The organism is Leucothrix arctica, from assembly GCF_003172895.1.
In the GTDB taxonomy this organism is placed as follows: Bacteria; Pseudomonadota; Gammaproteobacteria; order Thiotrichales; family Thiotrichaceae; genus Leucothrix; species Leucothrix arctica.
On the sequence record NZ_QGKL01000010.1, the window covers coordinates 72752 to 89666 of the forward strand.

15 protein-coding genes are annotated in these 16915 nt (G+C 45.2%); all 15 read left to right on the forward strand.

Features of this window, described 5'->3' with window-relative positions; all coding sequences use genetic code 11:
* Nucleotides 1-10 precede the first annotated feature (10 nt).
* The 15 genes from rsmH to DKT75_RS02730 all read left to right on the forward strand — a co-directional run bounded on the left by rsmH (nucleotide 11) and on the right by DKT75_RS02730 (nucleotide 16836).
* Nucleotides 11-949 carry a 16S rRNA (cytosine(1402)-N(4))-methyltransferase RsmH gene (gene rsmH, locus DKT75_RS02660; RefSeq protein WP_109821885.1) on the forward strand — a complete coding sequence of 313 codons (939 nt, stop codon included), beginning with the start codon at nucleotides 11-13 and terminating at the stop codon, nucleotides 947-949.
* Nucleotides 946-1218, forward strand: a complete 273-nt coding sequence (ftsL, locus tag DKT75_RS02665) for a cell division protein FtsL (protein ID WP_109821886.1) — start codon at nucleotides 946-948, stop codon at nucleotides 1216-1218. Before rsmH ends, ftsL begins: the two co-directional genes overlap by 4 nt.
* Entirely contained in the window at nucleotides 1215-3020 is a 1806-nt protein-coding gene (locus DKT75_RS02670) for a peptidoglycan D,D-transpeptidase FtsI family protein (protein ID WP_245923043.1), read from the forward strand. The genes ftsL and DKT75_RS02670 overlap by 4 nt, the downstream gene beginning before the upstream one ends.
* Nucleotides 3020-4516 (forward strand): UDP-N-acetylmuramoyl-L-alanyl-D-glutamate--2,6-diaminopimelate ligase, encoded by a 1497-nt coding sequence (locus tag DKT75_RS02675; protein WP_245923045.1) that lies wholly within the window; start codon nucleotides 3020-3022, stop codon nucleotides 4514-4516. Before DKT75_RS02670 ends, DKT75_RS02675 begins: the two co-directional genes overlap by 1 nt.
* On the forward strand, nucleotides 4513-5871 hold the full coding sequence (locus tag DKT75_RS02680) for a UDP-N-acetylmuramoyl-tripeptide--D-alanyl-D-alanine ligase (RefSeq protein ID WP_109821888.1): 1359 nt from the start codon (nucleotides 4513-4515) through the stop codon (nucleotides 5869-5871). Before DKT75_RS02675 ends, DKT75_RS02680 begins: the two co-directional genes overlap by 4 nt.
* Complete coding sequence (gene mraY, locus DKT75_RS02685; RefSeq protein WP_109821889.1) at nucleotides 5865-6947, forward strand: phospho-N-acetylmuramoyl-pentapeptide-transferase; 1083 nt, start codon at nucleotides 5865-5867, stop codon at nucleotides 6945-6947. Before DKT75_RS02680 ends, mraY begins: the two co-directional genes overlap by 7 nt.
* A 3-nt stretch (nucleotides 6948-6950) precedes the next feature.
* Nucleotides 6951-8297, forward strand: coding sequence for a UDP-N-acetylmuramoyl-L-alanine--D-glutamate ligase (gene murD, locus DKT75_RS02690; RefSeq protein ID WP_109821890.1), 1347 nt, complete (start codon nucleotides 6951-6953; stop codon nucleotides 8295-8297).
* Entirely contained in the window at nucleotides 8291-9574 is a 1284-nt protein-coding gene (gene ftsW, locus DKT75_RS02695) for a putative lipid II flippase FtsW (RefSeq protein WP_109821891.1), read from the forward strand. Before murD ends, ftsW begins: the two co-directional genes overlap by 7 nt.
* Nucleotides 9564-10676 carry an undecaprenyldiphospho-muramoylpentapeptide beta-N-acetylglucosaminyltransferase gene (gene murG / locus DKT75_RS02700; protein ID WP_109821892.1) on the forward strand — a complete coding sequence of 371 codons (1113 nt, stop codon included), beginning with the start codon at nucleotides 9564-9566 and terminating at the stop codon, nucleotides 10674-10676. The genes ftsW and murG overlap by 11 nt, the downstream gene beginning before the upstream one ends.
* Nucleotides 10673-12094, forward strand: a complete 1422-nt coding sequence (gene murC / locus DKT75_RS02705; protein ID WP_109821893.1) for a UDP-N-acetylmuramate--L-alanine ligase — start codon at nucleotides 10673-10675, stop codon at nucleotides 12092-12094. The genes murG and murC overlap by 4 nt, the downstream gene beginning before the upstream one ends.
* On the forward strand, nucleotides 12094-12999 hold the full coding sequence (locus DKT75_RS02710) for a D-alanine--D-alanine ligase (RefSeq protein WP_109821894.1): 906 nt from the start codon (nucleotides 12094-12096) through the stop codon (nucleotides 12997-12999). The genes murC and DKT75_RS02710 overlap by 1 nt, the downstream gene beginning before the upstream one ends.
* 4 nt (nucleotides 13000-13003) lie before the next feature.
* Complete coding sequence (locus DKT75_RS02715; protein ID WP_109821895.1) at nucleotides 13004-13858, forward strand: cell division protein FtsQ/DivIB; 855 nt, start codon at nucleotides 13004-13006, stop codon at nucleotides 13856-13858.
* A gap of 8 nt (nucleotides 13859-13866) precedes the next feature.
* Complete coding sequence (gene ftsA / locus DKT75_RS02720; RefSeq protein WP_109821896.1) at nucleotides 13867-15102, forward strand: cell division protein FtsA; 1236 nt, start codon at nucleotides 13867-13869, stop codon at nucleotides 15100-15102.
* Between the two features lie 88 nt (nucleotides 15103-15190).
* A complete protein-coding gene (gene ftsZ, locus DKT75_RS02725) occupies nucleotides 15191-16339 on the forward strand; it encodes a cell division protein FtsZ (protein WP_109821897.1) in 1149 nt (382 codons plus the stop codon).
* 74 nt (nucleotides 16340-16413) lie between these two features.
* Nucleotides 16414-16836, forward strand: a complete 423-nt coding sequence (locus DKT75_RS02730) for a PGPGW domain-containing protein (RefSeq protein ID WP_109821898.1) — start codon at nucleotides 16414-16416, stop codon at nucleotides 16834-16836.
* The last annotated feature ends 79 nt before the right edge of the window (nucleotides 16837-16915 follow it).

Here is a 16915-nt window from a genome sequence, read left to right on the forward strand (position 1 = left end):
AATAGGTTACATGGCTGATGACTTTCAACATGTGACGGTGTTGCTAGATGCAGCCGTCGACGCACTATCAGTAAAGCCTGATGGGATTTACATCGATGGTACGTTTGGCCGGGGCGGGCACACACGAAAAATTATTGAGCAATTAGGAGCAGAGGGGCGCTTGCTAGTTGTAGATAAAGACCCGCAGGCTATAGCAGTTGCAAAAGAATTATACGGCGATGATCCACGAGTAAGTATTTACCATGGTTCGTTTGCGGAGTTTGATCAGGCGCTAGCAGATGCAGGGTGGCCACAGGAGGTGGACGGTGTGTTGTTGGATTTAGGTGTTTCATCACCACAGATTGATGATGGAACGCGTGGTTTTAGTTTTCAACGTGATGGTGCGTTGGATATGCGAATGAATCCTGAGCAAGGTATGTCAGCTGCAGAGTGGTTAGCGACGGCGAAAGACACGGAAATTATGGATGTGTTGTGGAAGTACGGGGATGAACGTTTTGCTCGCCGTATTGTTCGACAGATTATTGAAACTCGCGAGACAGAACCGTTAGTAACAACTATGCAACTGGCTAAGTTAATCGCTGGTGCGGTACCTCGTAAATTTCATGGGAAAAAGAATCCAGCAACAAAAAGCTTTCAGGCGATTAGAATTTTCATTAATCAAGAGTTAGCGGATTTGGAGAAGTGTTTAGAAGACGGTGCTAAAGCGTTGGTAATGAATGGTCGCATGGTTGTTATAAGTTTTCATTCTTTAGAAGACCGAATGGTTAAACGTTACTTCAAGGCACAGTCAACGCCAAAGCCAGTTCCGAGAGGGCTGCCAATTCTAGAAAGTGATATCGAGCTACCATTTCGTACGATAGGAAAAGCAATAAAGCCGAGCACGGATGAAGTATCAGAGAATATCCGGTCACGTAGTTCGGTAATGAGAATTTTAGAGAGGAAGGCATGAGGCATTGGAAACTGTATGTGTTATTGGGTTTGTATGTAGGCGTGATGTTTACAGCTATTCAAGTGGTTACTCAGCGTAACTACACACGTACATTATTCGTTGAGTCTCAAGAGTCGCAACAACAGCGTAACGTTTTGACTGCTGAATGGAGTCAGTTGAAGTTACAGCAAGGTACTGATTTAAATGAGGTGCGTGTGGAAGCACAGGCGCGTCGTGAACTAGGAATGCACATCCCTCGTGCAGTAGATATAAGGATTATTAAAGAGTGACTCGTCGCGCTAAACATACAGCACTAGCTTCGCCCGTTTATAGGGGGAGGCGTTTGGCTTTGTTGCTATTTTTGCTCGCCGGTATGGTCGTGCTGCTGTTTCGTGCCGGTTATATAGAGATTTTCCAGCAGGAGTGGTTGCAGGTTCAAGCGGATAAGCGCCAGATGCGTACCATGCGAATCCCTCCTTATCGCGGCATGATTGTTGACCGCAATAATGAAGCGTTGGCAATTAGCTCACCTGTTGAGTCTATTTGGTGTGACCCTGTTAAATTCTTCGGTGCACGCGCGGCTTTAGTGAAATTATCTAAAAGTGATGACGCAGAAGAAGCGGCAGAAGCACAGGATGACCTGGACAACTTAGATGTAAACCTTATTAGACTTGAAGAGCTTCTAGATATGAAGTCTGGCGAGTTGAATAAGCTGTTAACAACGAACAAGCGTAAACGATTTCTTTACCTAGCAAGACAGTCTGCGCCTGCTTTGGGTCGAGATGTTGATGAGTTGAAACTTCCTGCTGTTGGTTCTAAATCAGAATATCGACGCTTTTACCCTATGGCTGAGTCAATCGGTCATGTTGTTGGTTTTACCAATATCGACGACAGTGGTGTTGAAGGTGTGGAGCTTGCAAAAAATGAATTGCTGGCGGGTAAGTCTGGCGAGAAGAAAGTTATTCAAGATGGCGCGGGTCGTCTGATTGAGGATATTGAGCAGGTTGAACGTATGGTTCCTGGGCAAGATGTTCAGTTGAGCATCGATCGCCGTATTCAATATCAAGCGTACAAAGTATTAAAAGAACAGGTTCACCAGTTGAGTGCTAAAGCAGGCTCTGTGGTTGTGTTGGATGCGAAGACGGGTGAGGTGTTAGCAATGGCTAACATGCCAGGCTTTAATCCAAACGCACGTGGCTCTCTAAAGGCTGAGAATTATCGTAACCGTGCGTTGATGGATGCGTATGAGCCAGGTTCAACGATTAAGCCTTTAACTATTGCCGCGGCTTTGGAAGCACGTGTCATTGGCCCTAATGTGTCGATTGATACCTCACCGGGTACGATTAAATTAGGTAAGGTAACGGTTAAAGATCCTCGTAACTTCGGCACGTTGACACTAGATATGGTGTTGGCTAAGTCTAGTAACGTTGGCGCAAGTAAGATCGCGTTGTTGATGGAAGCGAAAGAACATTGGAAGTTTTTAAACCGTGTTGGTTTTGGTATGCGACCTAACTCGGGTGCGCCATCTGAAACTAATGGTGGCTTAAGTTATTACGATAGTTGGGGCGAGGTTGACCGTGCTTCACATGGTTACGGTTACGGCGTTTCAATTAGTTTGCTGCAGTTGGCTCAGGCTTACACTGTTTTTGCAAATCAGGGTGTGATGTTCCCGTCGACACTGTTTAAGCTTAGTGAACGACCTCAAGGTACTGAGGTGATGAAGGCTGAAAATGCAGATGCAGTACTAAGAATGATGACGGCTGTTGTAAAAGAAGGTGCAACAGGGCGTCGTGCAATGATCGAAGGCTATACGGTTGCCGGTAAAACAGGAACAGCCTACAAGTACATTAATAAAAAATACCGTACAGACCGTCGAGTAGTGAGCTTTATTGGTCTTGCACCTGCAAGCAATCCTCGTTTGATCGTTGCAGTAACCGTTGATGAACCAAGAGTTGAAAGAGCTACGGGTGGCCGTTTGGTTGCGCCGATGTTCTCAAAAATTATGTCTAGCAGTTTGCGTATTTTGGATATCCCACCGGATAATTTAAGTAAAGAGCAAATTGCTGTCAGTGTTAAAAAGGGAGCATCTTGATGAGTTGCTCTCTAAGTTACTTACTAGAAGGTGTTAGTGGTGTGTCGTCTAGTGTTGATGAAACTCAGGTTACGTCAATGGCATTAGATAGCCGAAAAGTAACAGTAGGTTGTTTGTTTGTAGCTTTGCAAGGTACACAGCAGCACGGTTTAAGTTACGCACTAAAGGCACAAAGCTTAGGTGCAGTAGCGATAATTTGGGAGTTTAACGAGTTTGTTGAAGTGCCTGAGTTAACGATTCCGGTGATTGCGATAAAAGATTTACCAGCAAGCCTAGGCGGAATTGCAGCCCGTCTTTATGACTATCCGAGTCAGCAACTGCAGATTGTCGGAATAACAGGGACCGATGGAAAAACCTCTGTAAGCCACTTTTTAGCACAAGCAATGAATGCTTGTGGTGGGTCGTGTGCTGTGATAGGAACGCTAGGGATTGGTAACCCCAACGCTTTAGAAAAAGCGACGCATACCACTCCTGATGTTATTACTGTTCATGAAAGTCTCCAACGCCTCAGTAAGCGAGGGAGTCGCTGTGTGGCGATGGAGGTCTCTTCACATGCTCTTGACCAGCAACGCGTAGCGGGTGTTGGTTTTGATGTGGCTGTGTTGACAAATTTAACCCGTGATCATCTTGATTATCATGGGACGGTCGAAGCGTATGCGGATGCCAAGGCAAAACTATTTTTAGAGCACTCACCAAAGTCTGCGGTCGTTAACTTAAACGATGCGTTTGGTGTGAAGCTAGCGGCTGAATTGGTTGGATCTGAGACGAAAGTAATTGGCTACGCAATTGGTCAGCCAAGCGACTTCTCTGAAACAACATTAGTTGCAACGGGTGCGAGTTATGACCATAACGGTTTAAGTGCAAGTATTCATTGGCAAGGTCAGCAGTACTCACTTCGAGTGGGTGTATTAGGTGACTTTAATCTGAGTAATTTGTTGGCGGTAACAGGTGCATTGATCGCACTAGATTACACAGCAGCAGATGCGGTTGCAGCGTTAGAAGCGCTACATACTGTGCCAGGACGTATTGAGAAAGTCACGACTGATCAGTCTCAGGACTTTTTAACCGTGGTTGATTATGCACATACGCCGGGCGCACTAAGCTCTGTGTTAGGTGCGTTACGAGTGCATTGCTCGGGCAAACTAATTTGTGTGTTTGGCTGTGGTGGTGACCGTGATAAGGGCAAGCGTCCTTTGATGGCAGAAGTGGCTGAGTGTTTGGCTGATGTTGTGATTGCAACAGACGATAACCCTCGTTCAGAAGACCCTGAGTCAATTATGGCTGACGTTATTGCAGGTTTTAAACAGCCTGAAAAAGTATTTATTGAGCATGACCGTGAAGCGGCTATTCAACTTGCTGTTGAGCAAGCGCAAGCCGGTGATGTTGTGTTGGTGGCTGGTAAAGGTCATGAGCAAGTGCAGATCATTAATGGTACTGAGTTGCCATTTGATGATCGTGAAAAGATTCGTGATTCATTAAAGGGAGCGATAGCATGACTTGGATGCTTTCTGAAATAGCTGTAATGGCGAATGGCGAGTTACACGGCGAAGATACCTGTATCGACTCTGTTGCGACTGACTCACGGACTGTTGGGCAAGATCAGTTATTTATTGCGATAGCCGGTGAGCGTTTTGATGCACATGACTTCGTTGAAGGTCTTGCAGGTAAAGCAGGCGCGGCACTTGTACATAAGAAAATAGACTGTGATTTACCGCAAATCGTTGTGCAGGATACGCGCAAAGGTTTAGCTGATTTCGCAGCCGCTTGGCGTCAGCAGTTCAAAAAGCCTTTAGTAGGTTTGACGGGCAGCAACGGTAAGACGACAGTTAAAGAAATGCTAAGTGAAGTCTTGAGCGTTAAAGGCGAAGTACTAGCGACAATGGGTAACTTAAACAATGACCTAGGCATGCCGCTAACGTTGTTACGACTTCGTGAGCAGCATGACTTTGCTGTGATTGAAATGGGCGCTAACCATTTCGGTGAAATAGAATTTTTAACTCAAATTTCTAAGCCTGATGTGGCTATCCTGAATAATGCAGGGGCATCGCATCTTGAAGGGTTTGGCAGCATTGAAGGTGTATCACGCGCTAAAGCAGAGATATTCCACGGGTTAACAGCGACGGGTGTTGCGGTGATTAATGCCGACGATACTTATGCTGACTTTTGGATGTCATGCAATACAGAGCGACGTGTGATCAGTTTCGGTATCGACAATGCCGCTACAGTACATGGAGAGGTCTCACCAACAGGGACGTTGGTACTTTCTACAGACGATGAGTCTATAGAAATTACATTACGCTTGTTAGGCCTCCACAACGCTCGCAATGCTTTGGCAGCGGCGAGTGCGGCAATAGCCGTTGGTGCGACACTTGCTGAAATTAAGCAAGGGTTGGAAGCAGTTCAACCGGTAAAAGGTCGTTTAGCTTCGGTAAATGGGCAACAGGGTTCGCGCTTAATTAACGATACGTATAACGCAAACCCATCATCAGCAAAGGCAGCGATTGATGTGCTGTCTAGTTTCAGTCAAGGCGAAAGGATATTGGTCTTGGGTGATATGGGCGAACTAGGTGAAAATGCGATTGAGTTACACCAAGAGATTGGTGAGTATGCGCGTGCAAAAAATATTGACCAAGTGTTTTGCTTGGGACAGTACACGGCAGAAACAGCCAAGGCGTTCGGGGAAAATGCACAGTACTTTGCTGAGCTAGAACCGCTCTTGGAAAACTTAAAACAAGAAATGAATAATAATATGACGGTATTGGTGAAAGGATCTCGCAGCATGCGCATGGAGCGAGTGATCGAAGCATTAGAAGTAACGGAAGCAACCCAAGAGGCAGCTATCACATGCTAGTTCTTCTTTTTGGTTGGTTGGCGGAATACTTTAGTTTCTTTGCTGTCTTTCAATACCTTACGTTACGCGGGATTTTAGGTGTCTTAACAGCGCTAAGCCTTAGTCTGACGATGGGCCCATTGATGATTCGTCGTTTGACGGAACTTAAAATTGGTCAAAGCATTCGTGATGATGGCCCACAAACGCATTTGGTTAAAGCGGGCACACCAACGATGGGTGGCGCGTTAATCCTACTAGCGATTGGTGTTTCAACGCTGTTATGGGGTGACCTAAGTAACTACTACATTTGGGTAACACTGTTCGTAACACTAGGCTCTGGTGTGGTTGGTGGTCTAGATGACTACTTAAAGTTGAAGTATCAGAACAGTAAAGGTTTGTCAGCACGTTGGAAGTACCTTGGTCTTTCTCTGATTGCTTTCATTGGTGTCACAGTACTGTATGTACTAGCGCCAACAGAGACAGAGACAACGCTTTATATTCCTGTGTTTAAAGATGCATTTTTTAACATGGGTATTTTCTTCATTCCTTGGGCTTATTTGGTAATTGTTGGCTCTAGTAATGCAGTAAATCTAACAGATGGCTTAGATGGTTTGGCGATTATGCCAACGATCTTGGTTGCAGCAGGTTTGGGTGTTTTTGCTTACTTGAGTGGTAACAGTGTGTTCGCTGGCTACTTAGGCATTCCATACATCGCAGGCGTCGGTGAGATGGTTATCTTTTGCGGCACGATCTTTGGTGCTGGCTTAGGTTTCTTATGGTTTAACACATACCCAGCACAAGTATTTATGGGTGATGTAGGTGCGTTAGCGCTAGGTGCAGGTCTTGGTATTGTTGCCGTGATCGTGCGTCAAGAAGTGGTGCTAGCGATTATGGGTGGTGTTTTTGTAATGGAAGCAGTGTCTGTGATATTGCAGGTGGCTTCATTCAAAATGACAGGAAAACGTATTTTCCGCATGGCACCTATTCATCATCATTTCGAGTTAAAAGGTTGGGCAGAGCCGAAGGTTATTGTTCGTTTCTGGATTATCACGATTGTTCTAGTTTTGGTTGGTTTAGCAACCCTAAAGGTACGTTAAAACATGAAGCAGTTTGAGCAGGTAAATTGGCATACATTGGTACTCGGTCTTGGTAAGACTGGGCTATCGGTTGCGCGTTTTTTATCGGCACAAGGTGTGAGTTTTGCGGTCATGGACTCTCGTGAAACACCACCAAATGTAGATGAGTTACTGAGTGAATTCCCAGAGACGGCATGTTACTTCGGTAGCTTAAACGCTGACGTTATGTGTGCTGCGACTAGAATCATTGCTAGTCCTGGTATTGCTTTGGCGACACCAGAGATTGAAAAGGCGCGCTCTTTAGGGATTGAAGTGATTGGCGATATCGAGCTGTTTGCTCGCGAAGCTAAGAAGCCAATTGTTGCAGTAACAGGGTCAAACGGTAAAACGACAGTTGCTACCTTACTAAGCCTTATGGCGAAACAAGCGAACGTAAAAGCAGGGACTGGTGGAAACATCGGTATGCCAGCACTAGAGTTACTGACGCAAAAAAGCACTGAGTTATATGTATTGGAGTTGTCTAGTTTTCAGCTTGAAACAACGCATAGCTTAAAGTGCAAAGCAGCGAGCATCTTGAATGTTTCTGAAGACCATTTGGATCGCTACTCGGGTCGAATGGATCTTTACGCTGCCGCTAAAGCGAAGATTTATGATCGTTGCCAAAACAAGATTGTTAACCGTGATGATGAGTTAGTCGTGACGTTGGCGAATGATGCTTATGCAATCACATTTGGAGCAGATGCTCCGACTGGAGATAACTACGGTTTAGTTATTACTGATGGCGTCAAGTGGTTAGCTAAAGGCGAGAAAAAATTATTATCGACGGCTGATATGAAAGTTGCCGGTAGTCATAACGAAACAAATGCATTGGCAGCGCTTGCATTGGCAGAAGCGGCAGGTTTGCCACTTAAGCCATGCTTACAAGTATTACGTGCCTTTGCAGGTTTACCGCATCGCACACAGTGGGTTGCAGAAAGTAACGGTATCAACTGGTTTAACGATTCAAAAGGAACCAATGTTGGAGCGACTGTAGCTGCATTACAAGGTCTTCCAAATAAGACAGTTTTAATTGCGGGTGGGCAGGGCAAGGGCGCCGATTTCACGCCGTTAGCTAATGTAGTACAAGATTATGCAAGAGCAGTGGTGCTATTCGGTGAAGATGCAGAGCAGATTGCATTAGCACTGAAAGGCGATATTCCTATTGTTTTTGCAACAGATATGACGTGTGCGGTTAAACAGGCACATCAGTTAGCAAATATCGGTGACAACATTTTACTTTCACCTGCATGCGCAAGTTTTGACATGTTTACTAGTTACGAAAATCGCGGTGATGTCTTTATAGACACGGTGAAGAAGGAACTTCAATGCTAAAGCGTATTCTTGCTGATTTTTACCCTGAGTGGGAGCGCTACGTTGATCGTGCATTGCTGATCAATTTGCTTCTATTGATAGGGTTTGGAACGGTTGTAATGACCTCAGCATCTATCGCTATTGCTGAGAAAAATAATGGTTCGGCATTCTTTTACTTGAATCGTCAAATGGTGTTTTTGGCGCTGGGTTGCCTGTCGGCTTATGTGGTTTACCAGTTCCGTATGACGGTCTGGCAAAGTACTGGCCCCGCTATTTTAATACCGATCTTTCTGATGCTAGTCGCTGTATTGATAGTCGGGAAAGAAGTGAACGGCGCTTCACGTTGGTTAGGTTTTGGCCCTGTATCAATTCAGGTGTCTGAAATCACTAAGGTGAGTGTGATTTTGTACATGGCGGGCTATTTGGTTCGACATGGTAAAGCGCTTGCAGAGTCAAAATCTTATAAGCCATTAATCATCCCCCTAATGGTGGTTGCGATAATCGATACGTTGCTTATCTTAGAGCCTGATTTTGGTAGCGTCATCATGGTAACGGCAACCGGTTTGTCGCTGTTATTTTTGGGTGGTGTAAAGTTACATCGCTTGCTGTTTATTTTTATGATTGCGCTAGTCGCAATGGTGGGAATGGTAATGGCAGGTGGTTATCGTGTGGCGCGAGTGATTGCCTTTTTAAACCCGTGGGAGCATGCACAGGGTAAAGGTTATCAAACTGTTCACTCGTTAATGGGTATTGGTGATGGTGGTTGGTTTGGTGTTGGCTTAGGGGCTAGCGTACAAAAATTATTCTACCTACCAGAAGCACATAATGACTATGTGTTTGCAGTATTAGCAGAAGAGTTTGGCTTCGTTGGTATTTTGGTAACACTGGCGCTATTTGGTTGGTTAGTACAACGCGCATTTGTTATCGGCTTTAATGCAGATAAAGCGAAGCTACACTACGGCGCATATGTTGCTTACGGTATCGGTTTTTGGATTGGTTTTCAGGTGTTATTCCATATCGGTGTAAACCTAGCAATCTTGCCGCCAAAGGGACTTACGCTACCATTCGTGAGCTACGGTGGTAGTAGTTTGCTCAGTATTATGATCGCGATGGGCTTGTTGATGCGAGTGCATCGAGATACACAAATCGCGCTATTCGGCTTGTCTGAGAAAGAGTTAAGCCGTCAGAAACAAAGAAATAAAGCAGCAACGCCACGTAAAGTGCCCGCTAAGAGAGCAAAAACGATGAAAAAGCGTAAATCAACATCAATATTTGGAGGTCTGCTCGGTGGAAAGTAAGCGACCAGTATTGATTACAGCAGGCGGTACAGGTGGACATGTTTACCCTGGACTAGCCGTTGCTCGTGCACTTCAAGAGCAGGGTATTCCTGTGATTTGGATGGGTACGCATAAAGGTTTAGAGGCACGCGTTATCCCAGAAGCGGGTATCGAAATGGCGTGGTTAGACGTTTCAGGTTTACGTGGTAAAGGCGCAGCAGCACTTGTGTTGGCTCCGTTTAAACTGGTTAAAGCGATTTATCAGTCAGTGGGTATTATGCGCAAACACAAGCCAGTCGCCGTATTAGGTATGGGTGGGTTTGTTGCAGGGCCGGGTGGCTTGGTTGCGTCATTGATGGGCATACCTGTCGTGATTCACGAACAAAATGCAATTCCTGGCTTAACAAATCGCTTGTTAAGTAAGTTGAGTCGCAAAGTATTGGAGGGTTTTCCGGGCAGTTTTATCTCGGCAAAAGCTAAGTCGGTGCCTGTGGGTAACCCAGTGCGTAAAGATATTGCTAGCCTACCGACACCAGCAGAGCGAATGAAGGGTCGTGAAGGTTGTTTTAATCTGTTAGTGATTGGTGGCAGTTTAGGTGCTCAAGCGCTTAACGAAACAGTGCCGCAAGCAGTCTCATTATTAGATGAAGCGACTCGTCCTGTGATTCGTCATCAAGCGGGTCGTAACAAAGATGAAATGACGATTGCTGAATATGAAAAATCAGGCGTAACAGGAACGGTTACCCCTTTTATTGAAGATATGGCTGAGGCATACGGTTGGGCTGACTTAATAATTTGTCGCTCAGGTGCATTAACAGTGGCAGAGGTTGCCGTTGCAGGTTTGGCTTCGGTACTTGTGCCATACCCTTATGCGGTAGACGATCATCAAACAGCGAATGGTTTGTATTTATCTGAGAATGGTGCAGCGATTTTGTTACCACAGACAGATTTAACGGCTGCCTCATTAGCAGAGCATCTAACGCGATTATTACAGTCGCCTGAGCGCTTGCTGCAAATGGGCGAAAAAGCCAAAGAATTAGCAAGGCCTGATGCAACAGCAGAAGTTGCAGCAATCGTTGCAGAGCTAGCAAATTACACGTTTAACACTGGAGTTACGGCATGAAGCCAGCGAATGAATTAGCGCGCAGACGCATCAAACAGATCCACTTTGTTGGCATCGGTGGTGCGGGTATGGGTGGCATTGCGGAAGTTATTTCGCATCTTGGCTATCGCGTAACAGGTTCTGATATTGCTCAGGGCCCAATGACTGATCGTTTGAAAGATCTTGGTGTAAAGATTCACATTGGTCATGCCGCTGAAAATGTTCATGGTTCAAATGTAGTCGTAACGTCTTCAGCAGTGAGTGACGATAACCCAGAAGTTATCGAAGCACGCTCGAATGGCATTCCAGTGGTACCGCGCGCAGAAATGTTAGCTGAAATTATGCGTTTCAGTAACGGTATCGCAGTGGCAGGTACGCACGGTAAGACGACAACAACCAGTCTAGTGACTAGTTTGTTAGAGGAAGGTGGGCTTGATCCAACCTTTATTATTGGCGGTCAGCTAAAAAGCGCAGCAAGTAATTCACGCTTAGGAACAGGCGAGTACTTGGTTGCAGAAGCGGATGAGAGTGATGCGTCATTCTTATTGCTTAATCCGATGATCTCGATCGTTACAAATATCGATGCTGATCACTTGGACACTTACGGTGGTGATTTTGAAAAGCTGAAATCAACCTTCGTCGAATTTTTACATCACCTGCCTTTCTACGGCATCGCTGTAATGTGTGTGGATGATGAGCATGTCTGTGAAATTTTGCCAGATGTGTCACGTACGATTGTTAGTTACGGTATTCACTTTGACGCTGATGTTCGCGCAGTGAATGTTCGTTATGACGGACCAAAGAGTTATTTTGATGTTGAGCGCAGAGACAAAGAGACGTTGTCTATTGAGCTAAACATGCCGGGTGAGCACAACGTCCAAAATGCATTGGCAGCGATTGCTGTTGCAGCAGAAGTTGGCGTCAGTGATGAAGCGATTCAAAGTGGCTTGGCGAAATTCCAAGGTGTGGGTCGTCGCTTTTATGTACATGGTGACCTAGCAACAGAGAACGGCAAAGTGATGTTAGTGGATGATTATGGACATCATCCAACTGAGATGGCTGCGACGATGAAAGCGGTGAAAACTGCATGGCCGAATCGCCGCATGGTGGTACTGTTTCAACCGCATCGTTTTACGCGTACTCGTGACCTATTTGAAGACTTTGCAGCGGTGCTTTCAGAGTCAGATGTGTTATTATTGTTGGATGTTTATGCAGCTAGTGAAGAGCCGATTCCAGGGGCAGACGGCCGTTCTCTTTCACGCGCAATACGCAACCGCGGCAAGGTTGATCCAGTCTTTATCGCAGACAATAACGATATCTTAGAAAACTTGAAGCATCAGCTTCAGGATGGTGATGTGTTACTAACATTAGGCGCAGGAAGTGTGGGTGCTATTTCAGCCGCGTTACCTGAGCAGCTATCAATTGAGGCGAGCGAATAATGAGTGATTTTGGCAAAGTTGCAGTAGTAATGGGTGGCTGGAGCGCAGAGCGCGAAGTTTCCCTAAATAGTGGTGCTGAAGTACTTAAAGCATTGGTGTCTGCAGGTGTTGACGCTCATGGCGTTGATGCAGGAAGAGATATAGCAGAAGTACTTAAGGCTGGCGGTTTTGATCGTGTATTCAATATATTACATGGTCGTGGCGGTGAAGATGGTGTACTTCAAGGCGCACTAGAGCTATTACAAATTCCTTATACCGGTTGTGGCGTTATGGCGTCGGCGATCAGTATGGATAAGTTGATGACTAAACGCATTTGGACGGGCTGTGGTTTGAAAACACCTGCTTATGCGATTTTAACTGATGATACCGATTTTGATGCAGTGGTTGCTGAATACGGTTTGCCATTGATGGTTAAGCCTGCTGATGAAGGTTCTAGCGTCGGTATGACGAAAGTGACTAAGGCAGAGCAGCTTCCAGAAGCCTATAAATTAGCAAGTCAGTACAATTGTTCAGTATTTGCTGAGCAATGGGTGACGGGTACTGAGTACACCATCGCGATTGTCGGTGAGCAAGCGTTACCTGTGATTCGTGTTGAAACTGACAGTGCTTTTTATGACTACGAAGCAAAATATAAGTCGGATGACACGCGTTACCTAATACCGTGTGGCTTAGAAGCAGAGGCTGAGAAAGAAATACAAGTATTGGCTAAGCAAGCATTTGACTTACTAGGTGCAACAGGTTGGGGAAGAATCGACCTTATGCAAGACCGATGGGGTCAAGCGTGGTTGATCGAATTGAATACGGCGCCAGGCATGACAAGTCATTCCTTAGTGCCAAAAGCAGCAGCTGCCGTTGGTATTAGTTTTGAGCAACTCGTTGTGAAAATATTAGAGACGACAAGGTAGCATTATGGCCACTCAAGTCACTAAGAAGAAGCGCCCACAAGCTACCCGTCGTAAGACGGTAAAGCAGCCTAATACCAGTGGTGGTATGTCGTGGAAAAAACCAAGCGTATCGGCTCAAGGCCTGAAGCGCTTATCGACGACCTTATTGGTATTGGCGCCAGTGCTACTGATTAGTGCGAGTTATATTTGGTTTAATCGTCCTGAAAATTTGACGATTGAGTCGGTAACGATTGGTAGTTCAGATAGAGTGAATGGCTTGCAGTATTTATCGAAAGACGAGCTTCGCCCTATCGTGCAGCCGTTTGTAGCAACCAATTTGTTTATGTTGGATGCAAAAGGTTTAGAAGAAGAGTTAGAGTTTAACCCGTGGGTTTATTCTGCTTCTTTGACTAAAATGTGGCCAAAAAAATTAGAGGTCACCATATACGAAGAGCGACCAATCGCCTTTTGGGGCGAGGGCAGTATGCTTAATGAATATGGTGAAATCATTGATGCTGAGTTGCCAGATAAAGTAGGACAGTTACCGGTGTTGTTTAGCCCTGAAGATAACGGGCGAATGATGGTTGAGAACTACTTGAAAGTGCAGCAATGGACAAGAGACTTTCCTGTCAAGATTGTTGAGTTTCGTGAGGATGCGCGTGGCTCGTGGCAGTTGAAGTTAGAGAATGGTTTGACGGTAAATATTGGCCGTGAAAAGCAGGAAAAACGCTTACGACGTTTTGTGGTTGGTTACAAACGTGAGTTGGTGGATAGTATTGAGAAAATTCATACCGTAGATTTGCGTTACACCAACGGTTTTGCAGTGAAATGGAAGAGTAACTGGCAGATAAAACAAGAAGCCAGCCGGAAAAAGGGGTAGTACACAGTATGTCACGTGCAGATGGAACAAACATGGTAGTCGCTTTGGACATTGGAACGTCTAAAGTCGTGGCGCTTATTGGTGAAGTAGCCGCTAGCGGTGAAGTTGAAATTATTGGTATCGGTAAGAACCCTGCACACGGCATGAAAAAAGGTGTAGTGGTTAATATTGATTCAACGATTGAGTCAATTAACCGAGCGGTTGAAGAAGCTGAGCTAATGGCTGGTGTGAATATCAACTCTGTTTACGCAGGTATTGCTGGTAGCCACATTAGTAGTTTGAACTCTCACGGTATTGTGGCGATTAAAGACAAAGAAGTGACTGAAGCTGATCTTGAGCGCGTCATGGATGCTGCACGTGCGGTAGCTATTCCTGCTGATCAGCGTATTTTGCACGTACTTCCTCAGGAATACGTGATTGATGATCAAGACGGTATTCGTGATCCAATCGGTATGGCGGGTGTACGTTTAGAAGCACGTGTTCACTTGGTAACAGGTGCACAAAGTGCGGCACAAAACATTATTAAGTGTGTTGAGCGTTGTGGCTTGGATGTTGATGACCTGATCTTAGAGCAGGTTGCTTCAAGCTACGCAGTGCTAGAAGAAGATGAGAAAGAGCTAGGTGTATGTCTAGTTGATATCGGTGGTGGTACTAGTGATATCGCCGTCTTCTTAAATGGCGCGATTCAACATACAGCGGTTATCCCAATTGCGGGCGACCAAGTTACAAATGACATCGCAGTTGCAGTCCGTACGCCGACGCAATTTGCAGAGCAATTAAAAATTCAACATGGCAGCGCATTGCGCCAGTTGATTACTGATGAAGAAATTATAGAGGTGCCGGGTGTGGGTGAGAGAGAGCCGAGAACGCTTTCCACCCAAACACTGGCATCGGTGATTGAACCTCGTTATGAAGAGCTGTTTTCACTGATCTTGGCAGAGTTACGTCGCAGTGGTTATGCCGAACGTATTGGTGGCGGTATCGTTTTAACAGGTGGATCATCTAAAATTAGAGGTGCGGTAGAGCTTGCGGAAGAAATATTCCACATGCCTGTTCGCCTAGGATCTCCACGTAAAGTGGGTGGCTTAAAAGGGGAAGTAGACAACCCTATCCATTCAACAGGTGTTGGTCTGTTGATTTATGGAGCACAGCAAATGGCCGCGGGTAGAGGCGGTGCATTTGTAACAGGCCCATCTGTAGGGATATGGGAAAGAGTGAAGGGCTGGTTTAACGGAAACTTTTAGTCTTTCGTGAGGGGAAGCCATCTAGGACGAATAAAACCTAGAGGTCAATTGTTAGTCACATTGAATTGGTAGTACAAGGAGAAAAGGTATGTTTCAAATAATGGATTCAGAAGGTCAGAACGCAGTTATTAAAGTTGTTGGTGTTGGTGGCGGTGGCGGTAACGCTGTTAAGAACATGGTCGACTCAGGAATCGAAGGTGTTGATTTCATCTGTGCAAATACAGATGCTCAAGCACTTGAAGGTTCAGGTGTTGGTACAATTCTTCAGCTTGGTAACTCGCTAACAAAAGGTCTAGGTGCCGGCGCCAATCCTGAAATTGGTCGTGAAGCCGCACTTGAAGATCGTGAACGTATTAAAGAATTAATTGCTGGTACAGACATGCTATTCATCACTGCTGGAATGGGTGGTGGTACAGGTACAGGTGCTGCACCTGTTGTTGCTGAACTAGCACGTGAGTTAGGTATTTTGACCGTTGCTGTTGTGACGAAGCCTTTCCCATTCGAAGGCCCTAAGCGTATGAAAATGGCTGAAGCAGGTATTGCTGAATTATCTAAGAGTGTGGACTCTTTGATTACAATTCCAAATGCTAAGCTACTAACATCTTTGGGTAAGAACATCACATTATTGGACGCTTTCAAAGCGGCTAACAATGTACTACTAGGCGCTGTTCAGGGTATTGCTGAGCTAATTACACGCCCTGGTTTGATCAACGTGGATTTCGCGGATGTTCGAACTGTTATGAACGGCATGGGTCTATCTATGATGGGTACCGGTAGTTCAAGTGGTGAAGAGCGTGCAACTAAAGCGGCTAACGCTGCTATCTCTAGCCCGCTACTTGATGATGTAAACCTAAATGGCGCTCGCGGTATTTTGGTTAACATCACCGCTGGTCTAGACATGGGTATCCATGAGTTTGAAGAAGTGGGTAGCGCGATTCGCGAATTTGCTTCTGACGATGCGACAGTGGTTGTTGGTACGGTAATTGACCCAGAGATGACTGATGAGATCCGTGTAACTATCGTTGCGACTGGTCTAGAAGGTTTGAATGAGTCTTCAGTGCCTACTACGCAGCGTCAAGCAACAACACGGTTACGTCCTGTTCAAATCGAGCAGACGCAAAAGAAAGTTGCAGGTAGTGACATTAACCACACTACATCTGAGCCAGCAGCGAAAGATGCGGGTTCTGACAAGAACTACTTAGACATTCCAGCTTTCTTGCGTAATCAAGCTGACTAAGTTGCTTTGACTGATATACCAATTCAATATTTGCGCTGGTGGCCTTGCCGCCACCAGCGGTTTTTTGGTATTTTATGTTCAACTTAGAACAATTAAATTCTGAATGGCTAGTCTTGGTAGGCATTGCTTCGGCAGTAATGTTTGTACTTTCCTTGCTTATTGTTCCAATTGTCGTTATCCGTATACCGGATGATTACTTCAGTGTATCTCGAAAAAATATTAAGCCATGGGCGAAACATCATCCTGTTGTTAGAACATTACTCATCACGGGTAAAAATCTATTAGGGTTAATGTTACTTGTCATGGGCATATTGATGTTGGTATTACCCGGACAGGGCTTACTAACCATATTATTAGGAATCGGATTAATAGATTTTTCTGGTAAGCATGATCTCATCGAAAAGATTGTGACGATGCCCAAAGTCCTCAAGTCTATCAATTGGATTCGTATCAAAGCTAAACGAAAACCTCTCGTATTTACTAAATATCAAAAGTAGCTAATAAAAAATAAACAAATACTTTTAAGCCATTACTTAACCATTAAGCGTAATGTTGATAATCTTCCATACTTACTAC